Origin of the sequence: Bombilactobacillus mellifer, assembly GCF_000970795.1 — a bacterium.
In the GTDB taxonomy this organism is placed as follows: Bacteria; Bacillota; Bacilli; order Lactobacillales; family Lactobacillaceae; genus Bombilactobacillus; species Bombilactobacillus mellifer.
The window spans coordinates 67541-89287 of the sequence record NZ_KQ034028.1; the positions used below are offsets into that span (position 1 = coordinate 67541).

Annotated in this window: 17 protein-coding genes; 12 read left to right on the top strand and 5 right to left on the bottom strand. The window is 42.3% G+C overall.

Annotated elements, in window-relative coordinates:
* The 9 genes from sufC to JG30_RS00340 all read left to right on the top strand — a co-directional run.
* A partial coding sequence (gene sufC / locus JG30_RS00300) for a Fe-S cluster assembly ATPase SufC (RefSeq protein WP_046315170.1) occupies positions 1-751 on the top strand: 751 nt, incomplete at its 5' end.
* Positions 752-781: 30 nt separating this feature from the next.
* Positions 782-2062 (top strand): Fe-S cluster assembly protein SufD, encoded by a 1281-nt coding sequence (gene sufD, locus JG30_RS00305; protein WP_046315172.1) that lies wholly within the window; start codon positions 782-784, stop codon positions 2060-2062.
* Positions 2055-3284: a cysteine desulfurase gene (locus JG30_RS00310; RefSeq protein WP_046315173.1), complete on the top strand. Its 1230-nt coding sequence runs from the start codon at positions 2055-2057 to the stop codon at positions 3282-3284. Before sufD ends, JG30_RS00310 begins: the two co-directional genes overlap by 8 nt.
* Positions 3281-3727, top strand: coding sequence for a Fe-S cluster assembly sulfur transfer protein SufU (gene sufU, locus JG30_RS00315; RefSeq protein ID WP_143443864.1), 447 nt, complete (start codon positions 3281-3283; stop codon positions 3725-3727). The genes JG30_RS00310 and sufU overlap by 4 nt, the downstream gene beginning before the upstream one ends.
* An 18-nt stretch (positions 3728-3745) precedes the next feature.
* The gene (gene sufB, locus JG30_RS00320) at positions 3746-5152 is read left to right on the top strand and encodes a Fe-S cluster assembly protein SufB (protein ID WP_046315175.1); all 1407 of its coding nucleotides are present in this window, start codon (positions 3746-3748) and stop codon (positions 5150-5152) included.
* Between the two features lie 633 nt (positions 5153-5785).
* Positions 5786-6379, top strand: coding sequence for a hypothetical protein (locus JG30_RS00325; RefSeq protein WP_046315177.1), 594 nt, complete (start codon positions 5786-5788; stop codon positions 6377-6379).
* 27 nt (positions 6380-6406) lie between these two features.
* Complete coding sequence (locus JG30_RS00330; RefSeq protein WP_046315180.1) at positions 6407-11731, top strand: prealbumin-like fold domain-containing protein; 5325 nt, start codon at positions 6407-6409, stop codon at positions 11729-11731.
* Positions 11732-11909: 178 nt separating this feature from the next.
* Positions 11910-13010, top strand: coding sequence for a YibE/F family protein (locus JG30_RS00335; protein ID WP_143443865.1), 1101 nt, complete (start codon positions 11910-11912; stop codon positions 13008-13010).
* Positions 13007-13753, top strand: coding sequence for a YibE/F family protein (locus JG30_RS00340; RefSeq protein ID WP_052725138.1), 747 nt, complete (start codon positions 13007-13009; stop codon positions 13751-13753). Before JG30_RS00335 ends, JG30_RS00340 begins: the two co-directional genes overlap by 4 nt.
* Here JG30_RS00340 and JG30_RS00345 read toward each other — a convergent pair.
* From JG30_RS00345 to JG30_RS00360, 4 genes are all read right to left on the bottom strand, one after another.
* A complete protein-coding gene (locus JG30_RS00345; RefSeq protein WP_046315185.1) occupies positions 13722-14249 on the bottom strand; it encodes a macro domain-containing protein in 528 nt (175 codons plus the stop codon). The two genes, JG30_RS00340 and JG30_RS00345, sit on opposite strands and share 32 nt — an antisense overlap.
* Positions 14250-14471: 222 nt before the next feature.
* Positions 14472-16268: a heavy metal translocating P-type ATPase gene (locus JG30_RS00350; RefSeq protein ID WP_046315187.1), complete on the bottom strand. Its 1797-nt coding sequence runs from the start codon at positions 16266-16268 to the stop codon at positions 14472-14474.
* Positions 16269-16360: 92 nt separating this feature from the next.
* On the bottom strand, positions 16361-17308 hold the full coding sequence (locus tag JG30_RS00355) for a nucleoside hydrolase (RefSeq protein ID WP_046315189.1): 948 nt from the start codon (positions 17306-17308) through the stop codon (positions 16361-16363).
* Positions 17301-17756 (bottom strand): MarR family winged helix-turn-helix transcriptional regulator, encoded by a 456-nt coding sequence (locus JG30_RS00360; RefSeq protein WP_046315191.1) that lies wholly within the window; start codon positions 17754-17756, stop codon positions 17301-17303. The genes JG30_RS00355 and JG30_RS00360 overlap by 8 nt, the downstream gene beginning before the upstream one ends.
* Positions 17757-17909: 153 nt before the next feature.
* Between JG30_RS00360 and JG30_RS09010 the strand changes: the two genes are divergently transcribed.
* Positions 17910-18068, top strand: a complete 159-nt coding sequence (locus tag JG30_RS09010; protein ID WP_179854004.1) for a hypothetical protein — start codon at positions 17910-17912, stop codon at positions 18066-18068.
* Between the two features lie 98 nt (positions 18069-18166).
* Positions 18167-18853, top strand: coding sequence for an FAD-dependent oxidoreductase (locus tag JG30_RS00365; RefSeq protein WP_046315193.1), 687 nt, complete (start codon positions 18167-18169; stop codon positions 18851-18853).
* Positions 18854-18996: 143 nt separating this feature from the next.
* On the opposite strand, the gene JG30_RS00370 is transcribed toward JG30_RS00365, so the two are convergent.
* Positions 18997-19995, bottom strand: coding sequence for a D-2-hydroxyacid dehydrogenase (locus tag JG30_RS00370; RefSeq protein WP_046315195.1), 999 nt, complete (start codon positions 19993-19995; stop codon positions 18997-18999).
* A 332-nt stretch (positions 19996-20327) separates the two neighbouring features.
* Between JG30_RS00370 and JG30_RS00375 the strand changes: the two genes are divergently transcribed.
* A complete protein-coding gene (locus JG30_RS00375; protein WP_282433251.1) occupies positions 20328-21614 on the top strand; it encodes a nucleobase:cation symporter-2 family protein in 1287 nt (428 codons plus the stop codon).
* Positions 21615-21747 lie beyond the last annotated feature (133 nt).

A 21747-nucleotide genomic window follows, 5' to 3' on the forward strand; every position in this document is an offset into this window, starting at 1 on the left:
CCGAGATCTACACGTTGAAGTGAAGGCTGATCAAGAACAATCAGCCAAACCGATTTTAAAAGGGGTTAATTTAGTTCTAAAAACCGGCGAAATTCATGCCATTATGGGCCCGAATGGTACGGGGAAATCAACCTTGGCAGAAACCATAATGGGAAATCCCACGTATCAGGTAACCCAAGGAGACATTTTACTGAATGGCGAAAGCATTTTGTCCATGCCGGTCGATGAGCGGGCTCGCAAGGGGCTTTTTTTAGCAATGCAATATCCCGCAGAAATTCGCGGGGTCACTAATGCTGAATTCTTAAGAACCGCGATTAATGCGCGCCGCCCGGATGATGAGCGGTTGTCGATTACGGATTTTTTGCAGGAACTCAATAAAAATCTGGATTTATTGGAAATGGATCAAGCCATGATTGAGCGTTATCTCAATGAAGGCTTTTCCGGCGGTGAAAAAAAGCGCAATGAAATTTTACAATTATTAATGATTAAACCCGAATTTGCTATTTTAGATGAAATCGATTCCGGCTTAGATATTGATGCGTTAAAAATCGTGGCCCGCGGAGTGAATTCCATGCGCGGTTCCGGTTTCGGCTCGTTAATTATTACCCATTACCAGCGGTTATTAGACTATATCGTGCCAGACACTGTGCATATTATGATTGATGGTAAAATTTCACAAACTGGGGGCCCCGAATTAGCGGCCCAGTTAGAAAAAGAAGGGTATAAAGATTTAGAAACTGCCGCCAAATAAGCAGATTATTGAAGTGGAAGGTTTTATAAAATGACTACATTTGCTGTAAATCCAGAAATGGTGAAACAATTAACCCAAGCGCATGCAGAACCGTTAGGTTTGGCACGGCGCCGCAATCAGGCATATCAATTGTGGACGGACTCCACTTTACCGGAAATTCGGCAATTTAAGTTTCGCAATTGGGATTTTTTCGATCCTTTGACGATTCAATGGCAAAATTCGGATCCACAACTCTTGGACCAGACGCAAGTTTTAAAGCAAAATCAAGGACTAGTACAATTCGGGCAAACGACCACGGCTGTCCATTTGTCGGCAGACTTGGAGGAGCAGGGCGTCATTTTATCCGATATTTTTAGTGCGTTTCAGATGTATCCGGAGCTGTTGGAACAATATTTTAATCGCGCTTGGGAGCAAATCACTACAGATCAATTACTTAATTATAATAATGCCTTTTTTACATCAGGGATCTTTTTATATATTCCGCCGCAAACCGTGATTTCCGAGCCGCTCGAACTTCAGATCATTCAAGATAGTACTCGCAAACAGCCGCTGATTAGTCATTGTTTAATTGTGGTCGCCGAGAATAGTGCGGTGACCATCGATGAACATCTCTCCACAGTGGGAGCCAACTCGAATCAGGCGAATTTGTGTACAGAAGTGCTCGCCGGTGCTAATAGTCAAGTTAAGTTTGCAGCGTTGGATGAATTGGCCGAGGCGACTACTTTTTATTTTCGAAAGCAAGCGCTTTTAGCCGACAATGCCCATATCGAATGGTCTGTGGGTTTAATGAATTCCGGCAATACGGTAGGACAGATTGAATCGCGGTTAGCAGCTCCCGGTAGTCGGGCCGATTCCAATGTCATTGCCGTCACGGAAGGCCAGCAACAAGTGGGTATCAATAACACGGCGATTAATGAAGCGCCGCATACTGTCAGCAATATTAATCAGCACGGAGTTTTATTAAATGACTCCCAATTAGTTTTTAATGGGATTGGCAATATTATTCACGGAGCACATGGTTCCCAAGCTGAACAAAAGAATAAGATTTTGATGATGTCCAATCAAGCTGTGGGAAAAGCAAATCCGATTTTATTTATCCATGAAAATGATGTGGAAGCCGGACATGCAGCTAGCGTCGGACCTGTTGATCCTTCTCAGTTATATTATTTGACCAGTCGCGGCATCCCTTATGCGCAAGCCAAACGGTTAGTAATTCGTGGATTTTTGGGTTCCGTGATTGGCTCCGTGACCTCGAAGGCTACGCGGCAGCGGATGATTGCGGTTCTGGAGAGGAAGTTACAGCGTGAATAAGGGCTTAAAGAATTGTAAAAAGGACTTTCCGCTTTTAAGCCGTCAGGTTAATCACCAGCCGCTGGTGTATCTGGATAATGCCGCCACCACTCAAAAACCGCAAGCAGTGATTCAGCGGATTGTCGATTTTTACCAGCAGTCGAATGCTAATGTTCATCGCAGTGTCAACACTTTATCTCTCCAAGCCACAGAGCAATATGAACAAGCCCGCAGTAAGGTGCAACATTGGATTAAGGCGGCCAAGCCGCAAGAAATTATTTTTACGCGTGGGGCGACGGAGGCTGTCAATTTCATCGCGTCTACTTATGGAGCAGACCATATTCAGGCTCAAGATGAAATAGTAGTCACAGTGGCGGAACATCATAGTAATTTGGTACCGTGGCAGCAGTTAGCTAAGGCCTGCGGAGCGCAGCTCAAATATATTAAAGTGGATGCTCAAGGTCATTTGGATTTACAAGATGCAGCTCAAAAAATCACCGCCCGGACCAAAATCGTGGCCTGTACGCAGGTCAGCAATGTTTTAGGGACTATTTTTCCTTTGAAACAAATTGCGGCTTTAGCACATCAACAAGGTGCCATTGTGATCGGTGATGGTTCACAAGCCGTACCCGTCATGGCTGTGAATGTCCAAGACTTAGATGTTGACTTTTATGTGTTTTCGGGACATAAAATGCTGGGACCGTCCGGCATTGGCGTGCTATATGGCAAAGAAGCCCTCCTGCAAGCTTTAACTCCTTATCAATATGGAGGAGAAATGATTAATGAAGTAGACTGGGAAGACAGTACTTTTAGTGAATTACCCAGTCGCTTAGAAGCCGGCACCCCGAACATTGAGGGCGCGATTGGATTGGGGGCGGCGATTGATTATCTTGATCAGTTATCGATCCGCGCGGTGACCCAATATGAACAAAAGCTGATGCAGTATTTGTTACCCCAATTGCAGGCCTTAGACGATGTTCAACTTTTGGGTAGCGAGGATTGGACGCAGCGCACCGGAATTGTTTCTTTGAACTTAGGCAATATTCATCCTCATGATGTCGCCACGGTCTTAGATTTTCAAGGGATCGAAGTACGGGCGGGTCATCATTGCGCGCAGCCTTTAATGCGCTTTTTCAATGTCACGGCGACGGTGCGGGCGAGTTTTTATATCTATAATACTAAAGAAGATATTGACCGCTTCGTAGCGGCCTTAAAAATGGCGAAGGAGTTTTTTGAACAGTGATATCCAACGAGTTGAGTCAATTATATCGAGAAATGATTTTAGATCACGCCAATCATCCCCACCATAAAGGTGCGTTAGCACATTATACAGATCAAGCGCATCTGCAAAATACTACTTGTGGTGATGATCTAACTGTTCAAGTCGATATTTCACCGCAAAAAGTCATTGAAAAAGTCGCATATACCGGCTCTGGTTGTACGATTAGCCAGGCTTCAGCTAGTATGATGACGGATGCCATTCAAGGGCAGACTCTTGCCGTGGCCGCTCAAGCAGCTAAGAGTTTTTCGGATATGGCTTTGGGCAAACCCGTGGCTGCCGCCGATTTAGCGACGCTGCAAGATGCGAAAATTTTAAGCAATATTATGCAATTTCCGACCAGGATTAAGTGTGCTACGTTAGCATGGTGGGCGCTACAAAACATTTTGGCGCGATATAATTTTTAAGCAAATAAGGAGATCATTATGAGTAAAGTCGCGGAAGTTTTGGGGGATCGGCAAAGTTATGAGTATGGCTTTCATGACGATATTCAACCGAAGGTTACGACCGGACGGGGGCTGAATGAACAAGTCATTCGAGAAATTTCCCGTACCAAGCATGAACCGCAATGGATGTTAGATTACCGGTTACAGAGTTTTAAAATTTATCAACAGTTAGACATGCCTCACTTTGGTCCGGACTTGTCCCAGCTGGATTTGGACAATATGTATTATTATCAAAAAATGACTGATAAAAAGTATCGTGATTGGTCCGAAGTCCCGGAAACGTTAAAACGGACTTTTGAACGTTTAGGAGTTCCGGAAGCAGAAAGAAAATACTTAGCCGGTTCATCAGCCCAGTATGAATCGGAAGCGGTTTATAATAATATGCGAGCCGAATTTCAAAAATTAGGGATTATTTTCACGGATACCGATACGGCCTTGCGGGAATACCCGGAATTATTTAAAAAATGGTTTGGCAAGTTAGTACATCGTAATGATAATAAATTTGCGGCATTAAATGGTGCCGTCTGGTCCGGGGGCTCTTTTATTTATGTGCCGCGGGGCGTGCAAGTCAAAACGCCTATTCAATCGTATTTCCGGCTAAATTCTGAAAATTCGGGTCAATTTGAGCGGACGTTGATTATTGTCGATGAAGGAGCGAGTGTGGACTATGTTGAAGGCTGTACTGCTCCGAATTATTCTTCGGATAGCTTACATGCCGCAGTGGTGGAAGTGTTTGTTAATCAAGATGCATATTGCCGATATACTACCATTCAAAATTGGTCCGATAATGTATACAGTTTGGAGACCAAACGGGCTTCGGCCGGCACGAATGCCACGATGGAATGGGTCGATGGCAATTTAGGTTCGCGGGTCACGATGAAATATCCGAGTGTTTACTTAAATGGCCCGGGAGCCAAAGGGACAATGCTATCGATTGCCGTAGCACAAAATGGAATTCATCAGGATTCGGGAGCACGGATGATTCATAATGCTCCCAATACCTCCAGTTCCATCATTTCCAAGTCCATTGCCCGCACGGGCGGCTCCACAGATTACCGGGGCCAAATCCGCTTTAATAAAAATGCCGCGGGTTCTAAAGCCCACGTCGAATGCGATACTATTATTATGGATGATCAATCTTCCTCCGATACAATTCCCTATAATGAAATTAATAATTCCGATACGACCATGGAACATGAAGCGCGGGTTTCTAAAATTTCCGAAGAAAAATTATACTACTTGATGAGCCGTGGGATTTCGGAACGCAAAGCAACGGAAATGATTATTATGGGTTTTATTGAACCTTTTACCAAGACCTTACCTATGGAATATGCAGTGGAATTGAATCGTTTGATTAGTTTTGGTATGGAAGGGTCCATCGGCTAAAAAATGCTACAAAATCTTCAAGCCCCGTTAATCGGGGCTTTTTTGCTGATCTTTAAAAATTGTTTTTACTAAAAAGTCCGGATTTTGGGTTTTCAAATGATTCTCCAATGACTATAATTAAGATCGATTGAAATAATCTTGTAGAAATAACTAATAAATAAAGGGGTGACAATTAACAATGACAAAAAAGTCAAGATATAATTTAAATATCAATAGCAATTACCCCGCTCTGTATCAGCAGTCAAAGGTTTTGAAAGCGTTTACGGGGGGGGGGCCGTAATCCGCAAGCAAAAACCGAACGTTTAAATGCCCTGCTTGCTCAAATAATCACGATTACTGATAATCCCGCTTTGAAGCTCTGGAGAAGCAGCGACGTTGTTTAGTCGCTGTTTTTTGATGCGCTTTTTAACAAGTTAGTGTGATAAATAAATAATAAACGAGTGATTTTTTAAATATGCGATTAAATTTAGAAAGATTTACATAAAAATAACTTTTAATATGGATTCTCGGGGCAGCTTCGAAAGAGCTAATTTTAATTATTAGAGCTGGTCTGCTTATTTGGCTGCCCAAAATTTCTTGGAGATTGGCATATCCAGTTGAAAAGCAGATGTATGTGGTAATGAAGGGGTTTAGATGCAAAAAAAATTATTTCAGTGGTATCAGCAGTTACGACAGCAACTGTGTATGATTTCGCGGCATTGGTGGTGGTTAACCGGAATTCTGGCCTTGTGCTTGGTACTTTGGAGCGGTCAACAAATTTGGGAAAGCCGACATATTAGTCAGCAAAATTTAGTGGGCATTGTGAATCCACGGGCACATTTACAAACCAGCACCCATCAAAATGTTGCCGTTTCTCGGCAAGCCGGTAGTGTATGGGTAGTCGCCACCCGACCCCCAGCACGACAACAGGTGAAAATAAAAGTTTATTTTTTAGGTAATTATGGGCGGGTGCCTGATAATTTACGAATTTTTCTAGTTCCGCTAACTCGTAAGGGACGAGTAATCCATGTGCGCCACGTTATAACTACTGGGGCTCACTGGCACATCAGCCATCATTGGCCTTCCGGTTTAATTCAACTGCGGACGCGTCAAGCTTGGCGGGCCCCAGAACACACTAGTTATCACTGTACTTTACAAGTGCGTGATAATCACTTGATTCATCATTTTCAATTTGCGGTTCTATGGCCGGACGGTCAAGGCATGAATCAAGGACAAGTATCATTATAAATTCAATATGGCAAAGGAAGAGTAAGGATGAAAAAATCAAGGTTATGGTCATTAATTATTCAGGTTATTTTAACCCTGATCTTAATGGTGGGACAATTACCACTCTCGGCTTGGGCGGATACCGGTTCTACTCCAACCCCGGGACCTAAATTGGTAACCCCAGCTAAAGCTAAGAACAAACAAGCAACTTTTCAACAGGGCGTGATCCAATCACCTCAAGCTCAAGATAACCGTTATCAAATTACAACCAATTTAGCGGCTTTTCAACAAACTCCAAATTTGCAGGCTGTAACGATCCAAATCCAACCGCAAGCACAAAAAATTGTTGCGCATACTAAGTGGATTCTACAAGTCCCTGTTTTAGCAGTAGATCTCACGCAGTTGAGTAAAGAATTACCTGCGGGTTTGCAGCTGACAAAAGATGACGAACACGGGATTGTAACTGTTAAAGCAGACCACGACTTGAAACTAAAACGGCAGCAAAATGTTCAATTAAACTTTCCAGTACGTGCCGTAGCAGGAGAATTTCCCTTTTATTTGGCTATGGTTTATGGACAGACTCAAACTACGTTACCAACAACTAGTCTGGGGACTTTGAAATTAAGCGGCCTTTTGGCGCACTATCAACCCCAAACTCAAACACGGTCCCTTGAAAAAGTTTTAGGCCACCCCGTTGCCACTCCTGCCAAAACGCGCTCAATTTCGCCAGAACATGCAAAACCCAGTTCACCTGCCACACACTCTTCAAATTCTGCTACCCCAGCTCCAGCAAGACAGGTTAAATCAGAATATCATGCACCAACTAAATCGCAAACACGTAAACCTCAGCCATTTTCCCAAACGCCCACTACTGCTGAGCCCACTACAAATACGGCAAAAGTAATTCAACAGTTGGCACATAAACCGCAATTGAAATCCACTGCAACTGCTTCAACGAATACGACGCCGCCGGCTAACGCTTTTAATAGCAGTATTGCCCAACGCTCCGATACCCCGCCGGCAGCCATTAATAATAGCGATCAAGGAATCAAAATACACGCTGAAAATACTCAAACTCACGAATTAGTCCAAAAACTTAACGATGATAGCATTAGTACTCAAGACGTGACGCCGGAGTTTGCGGCCTATTTTGACGGTGAAGGCATGGATAATCCGGATACTACTCCCACGGCCACGGTCCGGGTGGACGCTCATGGGAATGGCACTTTGAATGTAAAGCAGAGCGGCTGGTATATTTTACACCAAACGAATAATTATCAAATTAATAGTGGCTGGACTTATCTGGTGCTGAATATTGATGGTTCGTATACGCATAGTACAATGGCCAATTACTATGCGGCTTATTATGATGCTGATAAAAATCAAGTCACCCAAGCCATGAGCGGCGGATCACAATTTTTATTGCCGGTGTATGCCAGTGATGTTACGGAATATTTAAAATATATGAATGATTATTTTTCGAGCTCAATATATTATTCGTGGTCTCAAGCGTGGAATTATATACAAAAAAATGGTGGGGACGTCACTTTCTATGGCACTGGGGATTTAACTAAACAACTAGGTCAATATGAAGGGACAACCTATAAGTATATGGGTTTAAATTCCTTTGCATATGATAGTAAACATAAAACTCAGTATTGGAACTATGTACCCGAAGATCAACGTTATAAATACGGTTTATGGTTGCGAAATGCCATGCAGTATTCAAAAGTGTTGAAGCACCCGTTGCCCCAAAATATTGATGTGACCCAGACGCCGTTGGCTTTAAGTACAACAAAGCCCGCTTTACAAAAAATAACTACTACTTCATGTAACAGTGCGGATACTTCTGTGCAGTGGACTTCAGATTTAGTAACTTTGGGTAGTCGCAAGATGCAGCGGGTTAATATCTCGACTCAAGACCGAACCACTCAGAAAACTTTGCCGGCCAGTCAATATAATGTGTTTTTTGCTGGAGTAGAAGGTAATGGTAATGATGGTACTTTGGGGGTAACCTTACAAAAACAGCGGGATATGGTAAATCAGCTAACCGGGAAATTGTACTTAAGTAATTTTAATCGTGATGGTTGGTATATTTTACAGCAAAAAGACGTGACGAATAATGAAACCGATAATGAAACCGATTATCAGGTTAATGGCAGTTACTATGCGGTGAAATTTTCGGTACTAAAAGGTATTACTGAATATTTTCGTGTCAGTCAACAATATGGAGATCAGATCCCCCTGCCGCCCTTTGTCAGTGATGTCACGGAATATTTAAAATATATGAATGATTATTTTTCGAGCTCAATATATTATTCGTGGTCTCAAGCGTGGAATTATATACAAAAAAATGGTGGGGACGTCACTTTCTATGGCACTGGGGATTTAACTAAACAACTAGGTCAATATGAAGGGACAACCTATAAGTATATGGGTTTAAATTCCTTTGCATATGATAGTAAACATAAAACTCAGTATTGGAACTATGTACCTGAAGATCAACGCTATAAATACGGTTTATGGTTGCGAAATGCCATGCAGTATTCAAAAGTGTTGAAGCACCCATTGCCCCAGGCGATTAAGGTGGATGAAACGCCGCTTGATTTATCCACTAAGAACCAGGAGTATCTGGATTTGGCACCAGATCAACCTGCTTATAATCAAGGCTTGACTACTGCGGATGGATTTCTCACCGGACAAAATGGGGCGCTCAACTTTCGTGATAAATTTATTGGTATTCAAAAAGTGGATCAAGATGATAATCACCAGACTCTCTCAGGGGCTACTTTTAAAGTTTTTGATTCCGGGCTCGATGGGAAACAAACTCCTCAATCTAATCCGAAAGTCAGCAAATCAACAGATAGTCACGGAATTACCCAGATGCCGGTAGCCGGTGGAGATTGGTATATTATCCAAGAACAGGGTCCACCGGAAGGCTATAGTCAAAATCCCAATTATTATGCGTTAAAGATTGATGCCACGGACGGGATTGTAGCTATGATGAAGGACTATTCACCGACTTTGCAGCCAGTGTTTAAGTCGAGTGGGCAGTCCAATTATGGCACTGAACTATCTTTAGCTCCAGACACGCCCGCTTATAAGCAACCTGCATTAACTACGGATGGGTTTTTAATTGCTCAAGCGGGGCACTTAATTTTTCAAGATAAGTTTACGGGATTAGCTAAACTAGATTATTATGACTCTACGGTACCTGTCAGTGATGCCCAATTTCACCTCTGGTATACGGGGATAGATGGAGATCAAGCTCCTGTAGTAGTAGATAATCATAGCCGCATACCGACAGATAGTGGCTACGACGAGACGCAAACCACGTTTACCACTCAAGGGAAGGGTTTATTGAAATTAAACATGACGGCTACAGGCTGGTATGTATTGGCGGAGGGAGAACCTGCGCCAGGTTATCGGGATCATCAAGGCTTTTATTATGCTTTTCACTGGTCGGGAGGCAGTGGTGTAGATCAATTTTGTCAAGGGCATGAACTACATTTAGTCCAACCCTTTGCCAGTGATGTTACGGAATATTTAAAATATATGAATGATTATTTTTCAAGCTCAATATATTATTCGTGGTCTCAAGCTTGGAATTATATACAAAAAAATGGTGGGGGCGTCACTTTCTATGGCACTGGGGATTTAACTAAACAACTAGGTCAATATGAAGGGACAACCTATAAGTATATGGGTTTAAATTCCTTTGCATATGATAGTAAACATAAAACTCAGTATTGGAACTATGTACCTGAAGATCAACGCTATAAATACGGTTTATGGTTGCGAAATGCCATGCAGTATTCAAAAGTGTTGAGGCATCCGTTACCCCAAACAATTAAGCTGGATAAGACGCCGTTGGCTTTAAGTACTAAGAGTCATAGTATTGTTCAATTACCGTATGCAGATAAACAAAACTATAATGCGCCTTATCGTAAGGGAGTCACGAGTTTTGATGGTTTCTTGACTGCTAAAAATGGTGCCTTATATATGCGTAATGTCCCCGTAACGTATCTCACTTTAGATGAAGATAATCCTTTGGTCATTAGACGCAGTGATTTGGGAAAAGTGAGTTGGCGTGGTACGTGGCATGATTTGTATTGCCAGCCTAATAATCAACAAACTGCAAAGGTTAGTTTACAGATTGATGATCAAAAGGCTGCTGATATTACTCAGCCGACAACTGCGCGAATAGTGGGAACTGATGAATTTGGTCAAAATGATTTTAGTGTGCAATTTCTCAATGATACCAGTGCGCCGACGGCAATAGATGCTACTCATGGCAGTGCCGGACTCATTACAGCAAATCATGATACTGCTTTGGGAGAACACACCTTGACCTTTCAAGCCCATGGCAGTGTAGATTCAGCCGTCATCAAGAAAAAGCTCATTGTAGTGCCGGACAATTACCCTTACGGTGCACAAATCACCAAGGACTTTACAGTCAATCAAAAAAACAAACATCAGACCCAAGCCGTCTTAAGTGATTTGCAACATGGTACTGGTGATCTAGTAACAGTCTATACGCATTTAAAGAATACTGGTGATCCACTGCATGCAGGCAAAATAACTACCCAAATTCCGAGCCAATTTAATTATTTAGGCCCCACTCAAGGAACCATTGAGCTAACTACTCAAACGCAAGAAAAGGTGTCCGCAGCGGTCACTTTTGATGGCACGAATTTAACTGTAACTTTACCTGATCCTTTGCCACAAAATAGTGAATATACGTTACAGTATGATTTACAACAAATTGCCCCGATGCCGCTATCTTATCCCGGACCTAGCGGTGGTGCCCAAGCGCAAGATCATTTTAGTGCTGATAGTGGCAATACAGAGTATCCCTATTATGGGACGAACTCTAATACAGTACATTGGTATAGCAATCAAGCTTTGTGGGTGCAATTATTGCGTGTTCCGCCATTGGACTTTGGGACGAAGCTTTTGATTAAAGATTATAAAAATGCCTTTTTCAATAATACTGCTACGACGGAAGATGCTACACAAAATGTGCTGCAATTAAAAGATCGCGGCTATAATCAACAAAATACCTGGCAGTTAACAGCTAACCTATCGGCTTTTAGCAATCTGCAAGACCCGACAGCAACGTTACCGGATGCTTATATCCACTATGGTAATGACCAAACCTTTAATCAACCAGCCAATACGACTTTCAATAAAGATATTTATCCGAACCAACCGCCAGTAGTGTTATTAGAACGCACTTCCGGTAAGTTGCCCGGTGGGGCTGATATTATTCAGCAATTAAAACAAGTTCGGTTGCAATTAGGTTCTCAAGATCCTAAACCCGGCAGTTATCGTGCGACTATGACTTATACTTTGACACAAAGTTTGCAATAATTTAGCTGATCTTTAAAAGCAGACCCTAAGGGGTCTGCTTTTTTTTTCAGAATGTGTTTTTCTAAATTAGCAGTACATCATAGTCCATATTTCTACGCGGCCGTGTCGAGAAATATTTTCTTTTTTTCTTAGAATTGGTTATGCTAATACCAATAATTAGAAAGTCAGGTTTCTGGATGTGACTCAACTAAAGCAACTTTCCAATCGGCGGCAGAACTACTGGCTCATGGTGGCTGGTTTCATGATGATCGGTTTAGTATGGGGATTGTTTCAACTTCAATCCACAACCACTATCGGTGTTGTAGAAAAAGTACAGGTTCTACAACGCCAGCCCATAACCAGCAGCTACCAGAATCATGACCAGCAAATTACTCAACGTTTACAAGTCCGATTAGTGACGGGTCCAAAACGTGGTCAACGTTATCAAGTGCGCAATCGTTATATGCGCTCACAAGCTGTAACCAATCGCTATTTTGTAGGTACGCCGGTTGTGGTCCAGCGAGCATCTGCCTCCACCTTGATTTTATTAGGACCCCAACGCAGTGCTTCGCTCTTAGTCTTATTGAGTGTGCTGCTTTTCGTCTTGGTGGCCGTGTTGCGACAATCTGGTTTGGTGATAATAATTAGTGCCGTTTTAAATAGTTTGTGGTTTGTGGCAGCGTTGCTGGTGATGACCCATTGGCAAAATCAACACATGCTTTTAATTACCAGTTGCGCGGCCTTACTGATGACTTTAGGAACCGGTATTTTAGTTTTTGGGCTCTCTCGTCAAACCCAAGTAGCTCTGAGCGCTACGTTGATTAGTATTATTTTGACTTTAGGGATCAGTTTATTGTTCCTCACGCTGAGCCATGATCAGGGTTTGCACTATGAGACGCTGGCTTACGGGGTGCAACCCTACAAAACCGTCTTTATTGCCGAAACTATTTTGGGTTTATTAGGTGCAGTCATGGATGAAACTACGGATATCACGGCTTCCATTGAACAATTAATGCAAGAAAATCCGGATTTAAAACCGCGCCAATTGTATCAAAGCGGGTTGCAGGTAGGGCGCGAGATTGTCGGGCCGTTAGTTAATATTTTATTTTATCTATTTTTAGCGGAGTTAATGCCGTTGATTATTTTATATTTACGCAATGGAAATACTTTACAATTTACCTTATCGCGGACGATGACCTTAGGCTATACGCAAACGGTAATTAGTGCCATTGGGATTGTCATGGCAGTACCAATTACTGCTATTTTGGCGGAGAAGTGGCTACAAGGTGAAAGCAAATGATTTATTTAACGGGATTGTTGTTATTGCTACTCTGGCTGGTCTGTGGCCGCCATGGCTGGGTAATTTTTGGCAGCTTGGCCGGTAGTTTTATTACTTTAATGTTATTAGTTATGTTAATCGCTGATGAATTTAACCCGGTGGTGGTTGGCGTAATTTTAGCAGTGGTACTCGTCTATTGGGCCATTTATCCTAATACGCCTAATCCGCAAGTGCGACGCACGGCATTAGTTTGCACTCTAATGACTTTATTATTGTTGTTAGCGTTGGCCGTTGTGTTTATTTATGGCACTTTTAGTTATGGCTTTGCTAGTGAAGATACGGAAGAAATCGAACAATTTGTCACCAGTATCGGGATTTCTTTTCCGCAAATTCAAGTCATTGTAGTTTTGTTAAGTTCTTTAGGGGCCGTGGCGGAAGCTAGTATTGCGATCAGTGCCGGAATGTGGGAGCTGGTTGCTTATCAGCCGCAGATTAGTGCCCAGCGTCTGTGGGCTGCGGGTCTGGCTTTAAGTCGGAAGAATTTAATCACTGCTTTTAATACATTATTGTTTGGCTTTTTTGGCAGTTATCTAACGTTAGGATTATGGTTTTTACAACTGCATTATGCTCCTGTCAAAATTATCAATAATGTGATTGTGAGCACAGCAGTAGTTGAGTTGGTACTGGCTTTTGGCGGGATTTTATTGGTGATGCTTCTAGTGAATGGCTATATCATTTGGCAGCGGCGCCACCAGACGAGGTAATTTGTTGGAACGCTTCTTGATAAGCTTGTAAGGTGGAAGAATCAAAACAAACCATAGTCACTGCCAAGGCAGCCGGAAATTGTAAAATAGTCTTGACGGCAAGAAGAGCTGCTTGAGCCAATGGGTATCGATAGACCCCCGTACTGATGGAGGGGAATAAAACAGTCTGGCAATGGTGAGTTGTTGCCTGCATTAAGCTATGGCGATAACAGGCTTGCAGTAGCTGGGCTTCGTGGTATCCGCCACCATGCCAGATCGGACCGACAGTATGAATGATAATGTGGGCTGGTAAATTGAAAGCAGGCGTAACTTTGGCTTCGCCGGTAGGGCAGCCGTGTAATTTTTGACAGGCGGCTTGTAATTCTTGGTTGCCGGCGGCTTGATGAATTGCACCGTCGACACCGCCACCGCCGCTGAGTTGGGTATTCGCCGCGTTGACGATGGCATCAGCTGGAATTTTAGTAATATCGCCCGTAATAATTTGTAAATTACTCATCTTTACACTCCCTTAATTGAATTCAATCATCCTCAGTAGCTGGATCTTGTTCTGGGTAAACGCCACAGATACTGCACCAGTCTGGAAACTCTGGTTACTCTAATTGTACTACGAAGATTGGGAGTTGATTGGAGCAAGATGTCGTCCCAGCCAGCAGCAATAAAAAAAAGAAGGCCTGCTATAAGCACCTTCTTTTTTGAAGTAAATATCTAATGTAGAGATTTAATTAAATTGGGTAACTCCACGACGTGCACGTAAGGACCACAGAATAGACACTGTATCAATTACTTCCTGGAGTAAAGCACCAATAATTGTCGGAATAATACCAAAGGCGGCAATTAACATCAGTGCAGTACAGATAAAGATCCCAATGAGCACGGCTTGTTTAGCAATGACCATCGTTTCGCGCGAAATAATAATGGCGCGTTCCAACCGACTGAGGTCATCTTTTAAAATCACGACGTCCGCCGACTCACTAGCTGCAGTAGAACCTTTGGCGCCCATGGCAATACCCACATCGGCAACAGCTAAAGAAGGGGCATCGTTGACCCCGTCACCTACCATGCCCATTGGCCGTTGGTTGTCGGGACAACTTTTTAAGGCGTCAATTTTATCTTCGGGTAATAATTCTGCTTGTACTTGGGTTAGGCCGACTTGTTGGGCTACGGCTTGAGCCGTAGCTTGGTTATCGCCGGTTAACATGGACAGATTGTTAATTTGTAATTTTTTTAAATGCGCGATGGTGGAAGCCGCCTCATGGCGAATCTGATCGACGAAGGTAATTTTACCAGCATAGTGTCCATCTAAAGCAACGTAAATCGTGGGTTGATCAGTGACCAAGTGTTGGTCAGGATCTACAAATTCAATCCGTCCCGCTTTGACTTGATGCCCATTAATTGTCGCACTGACTCCTTGAGCTGTTTTTTCCGATAAGTTTTCCGGAGTTAATAATTTACCATGATAGGAATGTATCAAAGATACCGCTAAAACGTGATTTGACTGTTGTTCGGCACTGGCTGCATATTGCAATAACTCGTCTGCAGACAAAGGAGCGACTGGTTGCACTTCGTCAAAGGATAATTCACCGGTGGTAATAGTTCCTGTCTTATCAAAGAAAATAGTCTTCAATAAGGCCATCTTTTCAATTGCTGTCCCACTTTTAACAATGATCCCGTTGCGACTGGTCCGACTCATACCGGAAACTAAGGCAATGGGTGCTGCTAAAATTAAAGGACACGGAGAAGCCACGACTAAGACCTGGGCAAAACGATTTGGATCGCCGGTCATGATCCAGGCGATACCGGAAATGATGATGGCGATAAGCGTAAAGGGCACAGCATAACGATCCGCTAAACGTACAAAATGCGCCGGTTGATTTTGCGATTCTTGCACTAAACGAATAATCTTCTGATATTGAGAATCAGCCGCTAGTTTAGTAGCTCGAAATTCAATCGGGCTATCACCGTTCACAGAACCGGACATCAGGTCACTACCTACGGTTTTATTTACTGGTTTGGATTCGCCTGTCAAGGAAGATTCATCGAAAGTCCCGCTACCTTTGGTTACTCGACCATCGACGGGGGCTTGTTCGCCGGGTTTAATTAATAACAAATCATTAATTTGCACTTCATCCAGTTGGAGATCTTTTAATTGACCGTCGGCTTGAATTAAATGGGCCTGTTCCGGCGCTTGCTCTAAGAGGGCCTTTAGTTCACTGCCGGCTTTGTTCGCAGCGTAATCTTCCAGGGTATCGCCGCCCACCAACATTAACAAAATAATCAAACTGGCCCAATATTGACTCACGGCTAAGGTCGATAAAATGGCCATGATAGCTAACAGATCAACGCCATATTTTCCCGAACGTAAGGTCTTAATCATTTCCCAAGTCATGGAAATGGCTAAGATTAAACCGACAATAGTGATCAGTACTTGAGCCCATAAATTCTGATGAAAGCCAAATTCTAAAATACAAGCAATAATGCCGATTCCGAAGATGACTAATAACTTTCTATAATGCAACCAAACCACCTCGTAGTTTTTTCTAGTTTATAATCATTATAAACTAGCAGCGAAAAAGTACAAGGCTTTAGCCTAAATTCTCTTCCAGCAGTTTAACTTAATTGTTGGTCTAACCAAGTTAAAGAATCAAAAAGAAGCTGAGCCACTAATGGGCGATTGACTTGATTCAAAACTAAAATGTTCGCAGGCTGAGACGAGTTTTCTACCGATTGGACTTGACCACGCTGAGCGCCCCAAGAAGTATCCACTTGTAAAGTTGTCTGCCAACCATGAAAATATTCCGGATGTAAAAGATAAGAAATTGTCGTTAAATCATGAATAGCGGCGATGGAGCTAGCAGCAGTGGTTTCGCCGGTTTCGGCGGCAAAATAAGGTACGAGAATTTGATAAGCCAATTGACTAGCTGGTCCGCGGTGGGCTAATTGTTGGATTTCAGTGGCAGTTAAACCCGTGTGATTGGTAACATCCAAACCACATAAGACAATGTTTAACCCCGAAGTGAGTACAATCTGTGCAGCATCTGGATCTACATAGAAGTTAAATTCTGCCACCTCAGTGACATTACCTTGACTTAAACTGCCCCCCATAACAATAACTTGTTTAATCTTGGTTTGATCTTCGGGGAACACTTTCAGTAATAAAGCGATGTTAGTTAAAGGACCGGTGGCAACGATTGTTACTGGAGTTGTACGAGCTTGGAGTTGTTGATGTAAAAAGTAAACACCATTTTGACTGGCTAGCGGATAGTGATCGGCACTGGCAGGAAATGTCGGCCCGGCCAAGCCATTAGCTCCATGGATTTCGGCAGCATTTTGAAGATTTTTAATAATAGGTCCTGCTTGTCCGGGGGCTATGGGTGTTTTTTGGTGTAAAAACCACAGTAAATGTTGTAAATTACGGGTGACATAATTTAAGGTTTGATTGCCTCCCACTGTGGTCATTGCGATCACTTGCAAGGACTTGGGGTGCGCAAAGGCTTCTAAAATGGCAATAGCATCATCGCTGCCGGGATCACAATCAAATAAAATCGGTTCACTCATGGGTGTAGTCCTCCTGTTTTTCCTCACGGGCTAATTCTTGGGGCATTTTTTCTAAGGCCTTCAAAAAACTATGTCGCTGGAGTGTGCTCAGGCAACTTAATAATTGAGCATTGCTGCTTTCTAAAAATTGACTAATTTGCGGTTGGAGTTCTTCTGCTTTCGGTAAGGCAGAAATCACTTTAACACGGGAATCAGAAGGAGAAACGTTACGCACAATCAATTCGTTTTCTTCCATTTTTTGCAAAACGCTGGTAGCCGTCGAACGGCGAATATTAAACGCTCGTTCAATGTCTTTTTGATAAACAAATTGATTTTGAGGTAAATGATTTAAGTAATCAATAATTTGCACTTGTACACCAGTTAAACCAAACTGTTTGGCAAAATTATTAATTTTTCGGGACAATTGATTGGAAAGAATTTTAATCATGTGCATGATATTTTCTGTCATAAATTAACCTCCTTAATATAATGCTAGCATACTAACTAATAAATTACATGTTGGGTAAATTATTTCGAAATTGCTACTGGAAAAGCTTGAATAATAGCTGATTATTTTTTAGAATGAAGGGGTTAAGTTGAGAATAGGGAGGAGGGTTGATCGATGGCTAATACGCACAAAGGTGTGACTGGACGCCGCCGCCCAACTAATAAAGTAAATGAGGCTAAGCGGGTGCGCCAAACTGAACAAGTTCGGGAATTTTTATTTAATGGCCTAGATGATCTAAAAAAGCAAGCTGCTAACAAAACCGCTACCAAATAATTTGGGTAGTGGTTTTTCACACTAATGCGATTTTGGCCGGCAGTGATATAATTAATTTAATCGATCAGACTGATTGTTTAATTAAAGGGAGATCAATAATGGCTAATGAAAAACAATATACCTTAGAATTTCAAGCAGCTCAGCATTTAACCCAAGATTATTATGAGATTACCTTAAAAGCTCCGGCGAACTTTACTTGGGAACCGGGACAATATACACATTTCAGTTTGCCCGACCATGAAATTGAAGGCAAGAAACAACGGGCGCTATCTTTTGCCAGCTTGCCGGATGAAAAGCATATTTTGTTAGGGACCCGGACGCGGCAAACGCCAAGTAGTTTTAAAGCTACTTTCTTAGGTTTAGCTCCGGGGGCTCCGGTAGTCTCCGATGGTCCTCAAGGCGAGTTTTTATTACCGGAAGCCGATGTACCGCTAGTCTTTTTTGCTGGTGGTGTAGGGATTACGCCTATTCGGGCTTTAATCCGAGCTTTGACCTTAAGTAACCGGCAGCAACCTTATACATTGATTTATTCATCAGATGACTTTTACTTTTTTGATGATGATTTCAGTACTTGGGCTCAACAGCAAGCCCAGTTTACGTACGTTAAGACGCAAACAGTAGACCAGACGCATGAGCAATTACAAAGTTTAGTACAGACGGCGTCAGCACAAACACAGTATTATCTGTCCAGTTCACCAAAGATTGTACAATCGATGAAAGAATTTTTGGGAACCCTGGCTGTCGATCCGGAACAAATTCATCTAGATCAACTTTATGGCTATTAATGGTCTGGAAAGTAACCGCAGAATTTCAGAAAGAAATTCTGCTTTTTTATTGAGCTAAACTTCCCACTCTGTAGTTCCCATTAACAAAAAACTCTTGAGTTCGCTGCTCAAGAGTTTATCTATGGCTATTTATAAATTGAGGACTAATCTAATTTAACTAAATTATCAGCTTTTTCGCCTTTAATTAATTGGACGTTGCAGTTATGTGAAATTTGAACCATGTTTTTAACAGCTGTTTCAGTGTAAAAGGCTGTATGAGGGGTAATAATCACGTTTTTGCGGTTTAACAGGTTTTCTAACCGTTGATCTGGGAATGCTTTACCTTCCCAATCTTCATTAAAGACACCGACTTCTTTTTCATACACGTCTAAGCCGGCAGCGCGAACTTTCCCACTATCTAGGCCGCGAATTAAAGCATCTGTATCTACTAAATCACCCCGTGCCACATTGATAATAATGACGCCATCTTTCATTTGAGCGATCGAATCATCGTTAATCATATGGATATTTTCTTTGAGTGATGGAACATGCACAGTTACAATATCGGCTTGTTGATAAAGATCGGCTAAATTATCTACATAAACGCCTTCTTTTTCTAATTCCGGGTTCTTGAAGACATCATAGCAAACAATTTTAGCGCCAAAACCTTTGAGAATATCAATTAGTACGCGGCCAATATGTCCAGTACCGATGACTCCGACCGTTTGCATCCGCATTTCCCGGCCTATTTCTGGAGCCCAACGTAAATCATGTCGGTTGATTTTAGCGGTGTATTCGGGTTCCCGCCGCAACAAGCGCCCCATTAACCAAGCAGCATGTTCGGCAATGGCATTAGGGGAATAAACTGATACGTTGGTAATTTGGAAGCCTAATTCCTTAGCAGCCGCCATATCAATGTTATCGGTACCGACATTACGCAGAGACATTTTATTAATACCTGCATCATGTAGAGCTTGCAAAGTAGCGCGATCATAAGGTAGTTGTTGATACACCACGACCCCATCGGCTCCTTGAGCTTTAGCTGCTGATTCGGGGGTCAAAAGTTCATGTTCAATTTGAACTTCGACGTCGGGATGTTGTGCTTGCCATTCTTTCAAGGCCGGCATTTCGTCATCTCGAATACTGTAGCTGACAATTTTCATTTTAAAATCCTCCTTTAATTATACACTTTTATTCTAGCCTTTTGTGGATAAACGATCAATCTTTTTCAATCTTTTGAATCGAATAGGATCGGGAGTAGAGATTTTTCTTATTTTTTAAAAATAGCTATTTACAAATTGGTTTCAAGTGAGTAATCATTGATAATGAAAGGAAGTGAGCTACTTTAAGCGGGATAATATAATACTATTTCTGAAAAATAAAGAGCAGCAATACTTACTAGTCAGCGTTAGTCAGCACGATCAGCGATGACGGCTTGGGCAATTTTGGAAGAAAAACTGCCGTGGAGCAAACAACATTGGAGGAGGATTTATTGGTGGAAAAGCAACAATCAACCTGGCATACGGCCATTTTAGGCTTGCAACACCTACTAGCGATGTATTCCGGCGATATTTTAGTACCACTGTTAGTCGGGAGTGCTTTAAAATTTAACAGTCAGCAGATGGCATACTTAATTTCGGCGGATATTTTTATGTGTGGCATTGCTACTTTGCTGCAAATTAAACGGACACCTTGGACGGGGATTGGTCTGCCAGTCGTCTTAGGGTGCGCAGTAGAATATGTCGCACCTTTACAACATATTGGGACCACTTTAGGGCATAGTTATATGTATGGTTCAATTATTGCCGCCGGCTTATTTTTATTGCTCTGCGGCGGAGTGTTTGCTAAATTACGGCGCTTTTTTCCCACAATTGTAACAGGATCGTTAATTACTTTAATTGGTTTTACTTTGATTCCAGTCGCGTTCCAAAATTTAGGCGGGGGCAATGCCCAGGCCAAAAATTTTGGTTCGCCTATTAATTTACTATTAGGTTTCAGCACGATTATTATTATTCTTGTTCTCAATGTTTGGACGCGGGGCTTTATCCAACAGATTGCGATTTTATTAGGCATTGTGGCCGGCTCGCTTTTAGCTGTGATATTAGGGCAAGTGGGCTTTGAGCCGGTGGGACAAGCCCAATGGTTTCAGTTACCGCAATTATTTTATTTTGCTCAGCCCCACTTTGAATGGTCGAGTATTGTGACCATGGTTTTAACCGCGATTACTTGTATGATTGAATCCACCGGAGTCTACTTTGCTTTAAGTGAAGTGGTAGGCCAGGATTTGAAGGAACAAGATTTAGCCGCCGGTTATCGGGCCGAAGGCTTAGCTGCGATTTTGGGGGGCGTGTTTAATACTTTTCCTTATTCGACTTTTTCTCAAAATGTCGGAATTGTTCAATTATCAGGCATTAAAACCTTAAGACCAGTTTATTTTTCGGCCTTCTTTTTGTTAATTTTAGGTTTAATTCCCAAAGTGGGTGCGATTGCGACTTTAATTCCGACTTCTGTCTTAGGCGGGGCCATGGTGGTCATGTTTGGAATGGTAGGTGCGCAAGGTATTAAAATGTTAGCGGCGGTCGATTTAAATACCAAGAATTTATTAGTAATTGCGATCTCACTGGGCTTGGGTTTGGGTGTGAGTGCCCAACCCCATTTATTTCAATTTTTACCGGCGACTTGCCAAACGGTGTTAAGTAATGGCATGGTAGTAGGTAGCTTAACAGCCGTGATTTTAAATCTATTACTTAATGGTGCACCGCATCAAGATACTGCTCATTAACTCTTCTAAAGTTGAGGCTGGAACAAAAAACTCCCTCTTGTAATAGTGACAAAAATTCATGCGCCATTAGATGGTAATTATTTTTTCTATGAGTTTGAAGGAGTTAGCAGCCCTGAGACTTTTTGAAGGGTTG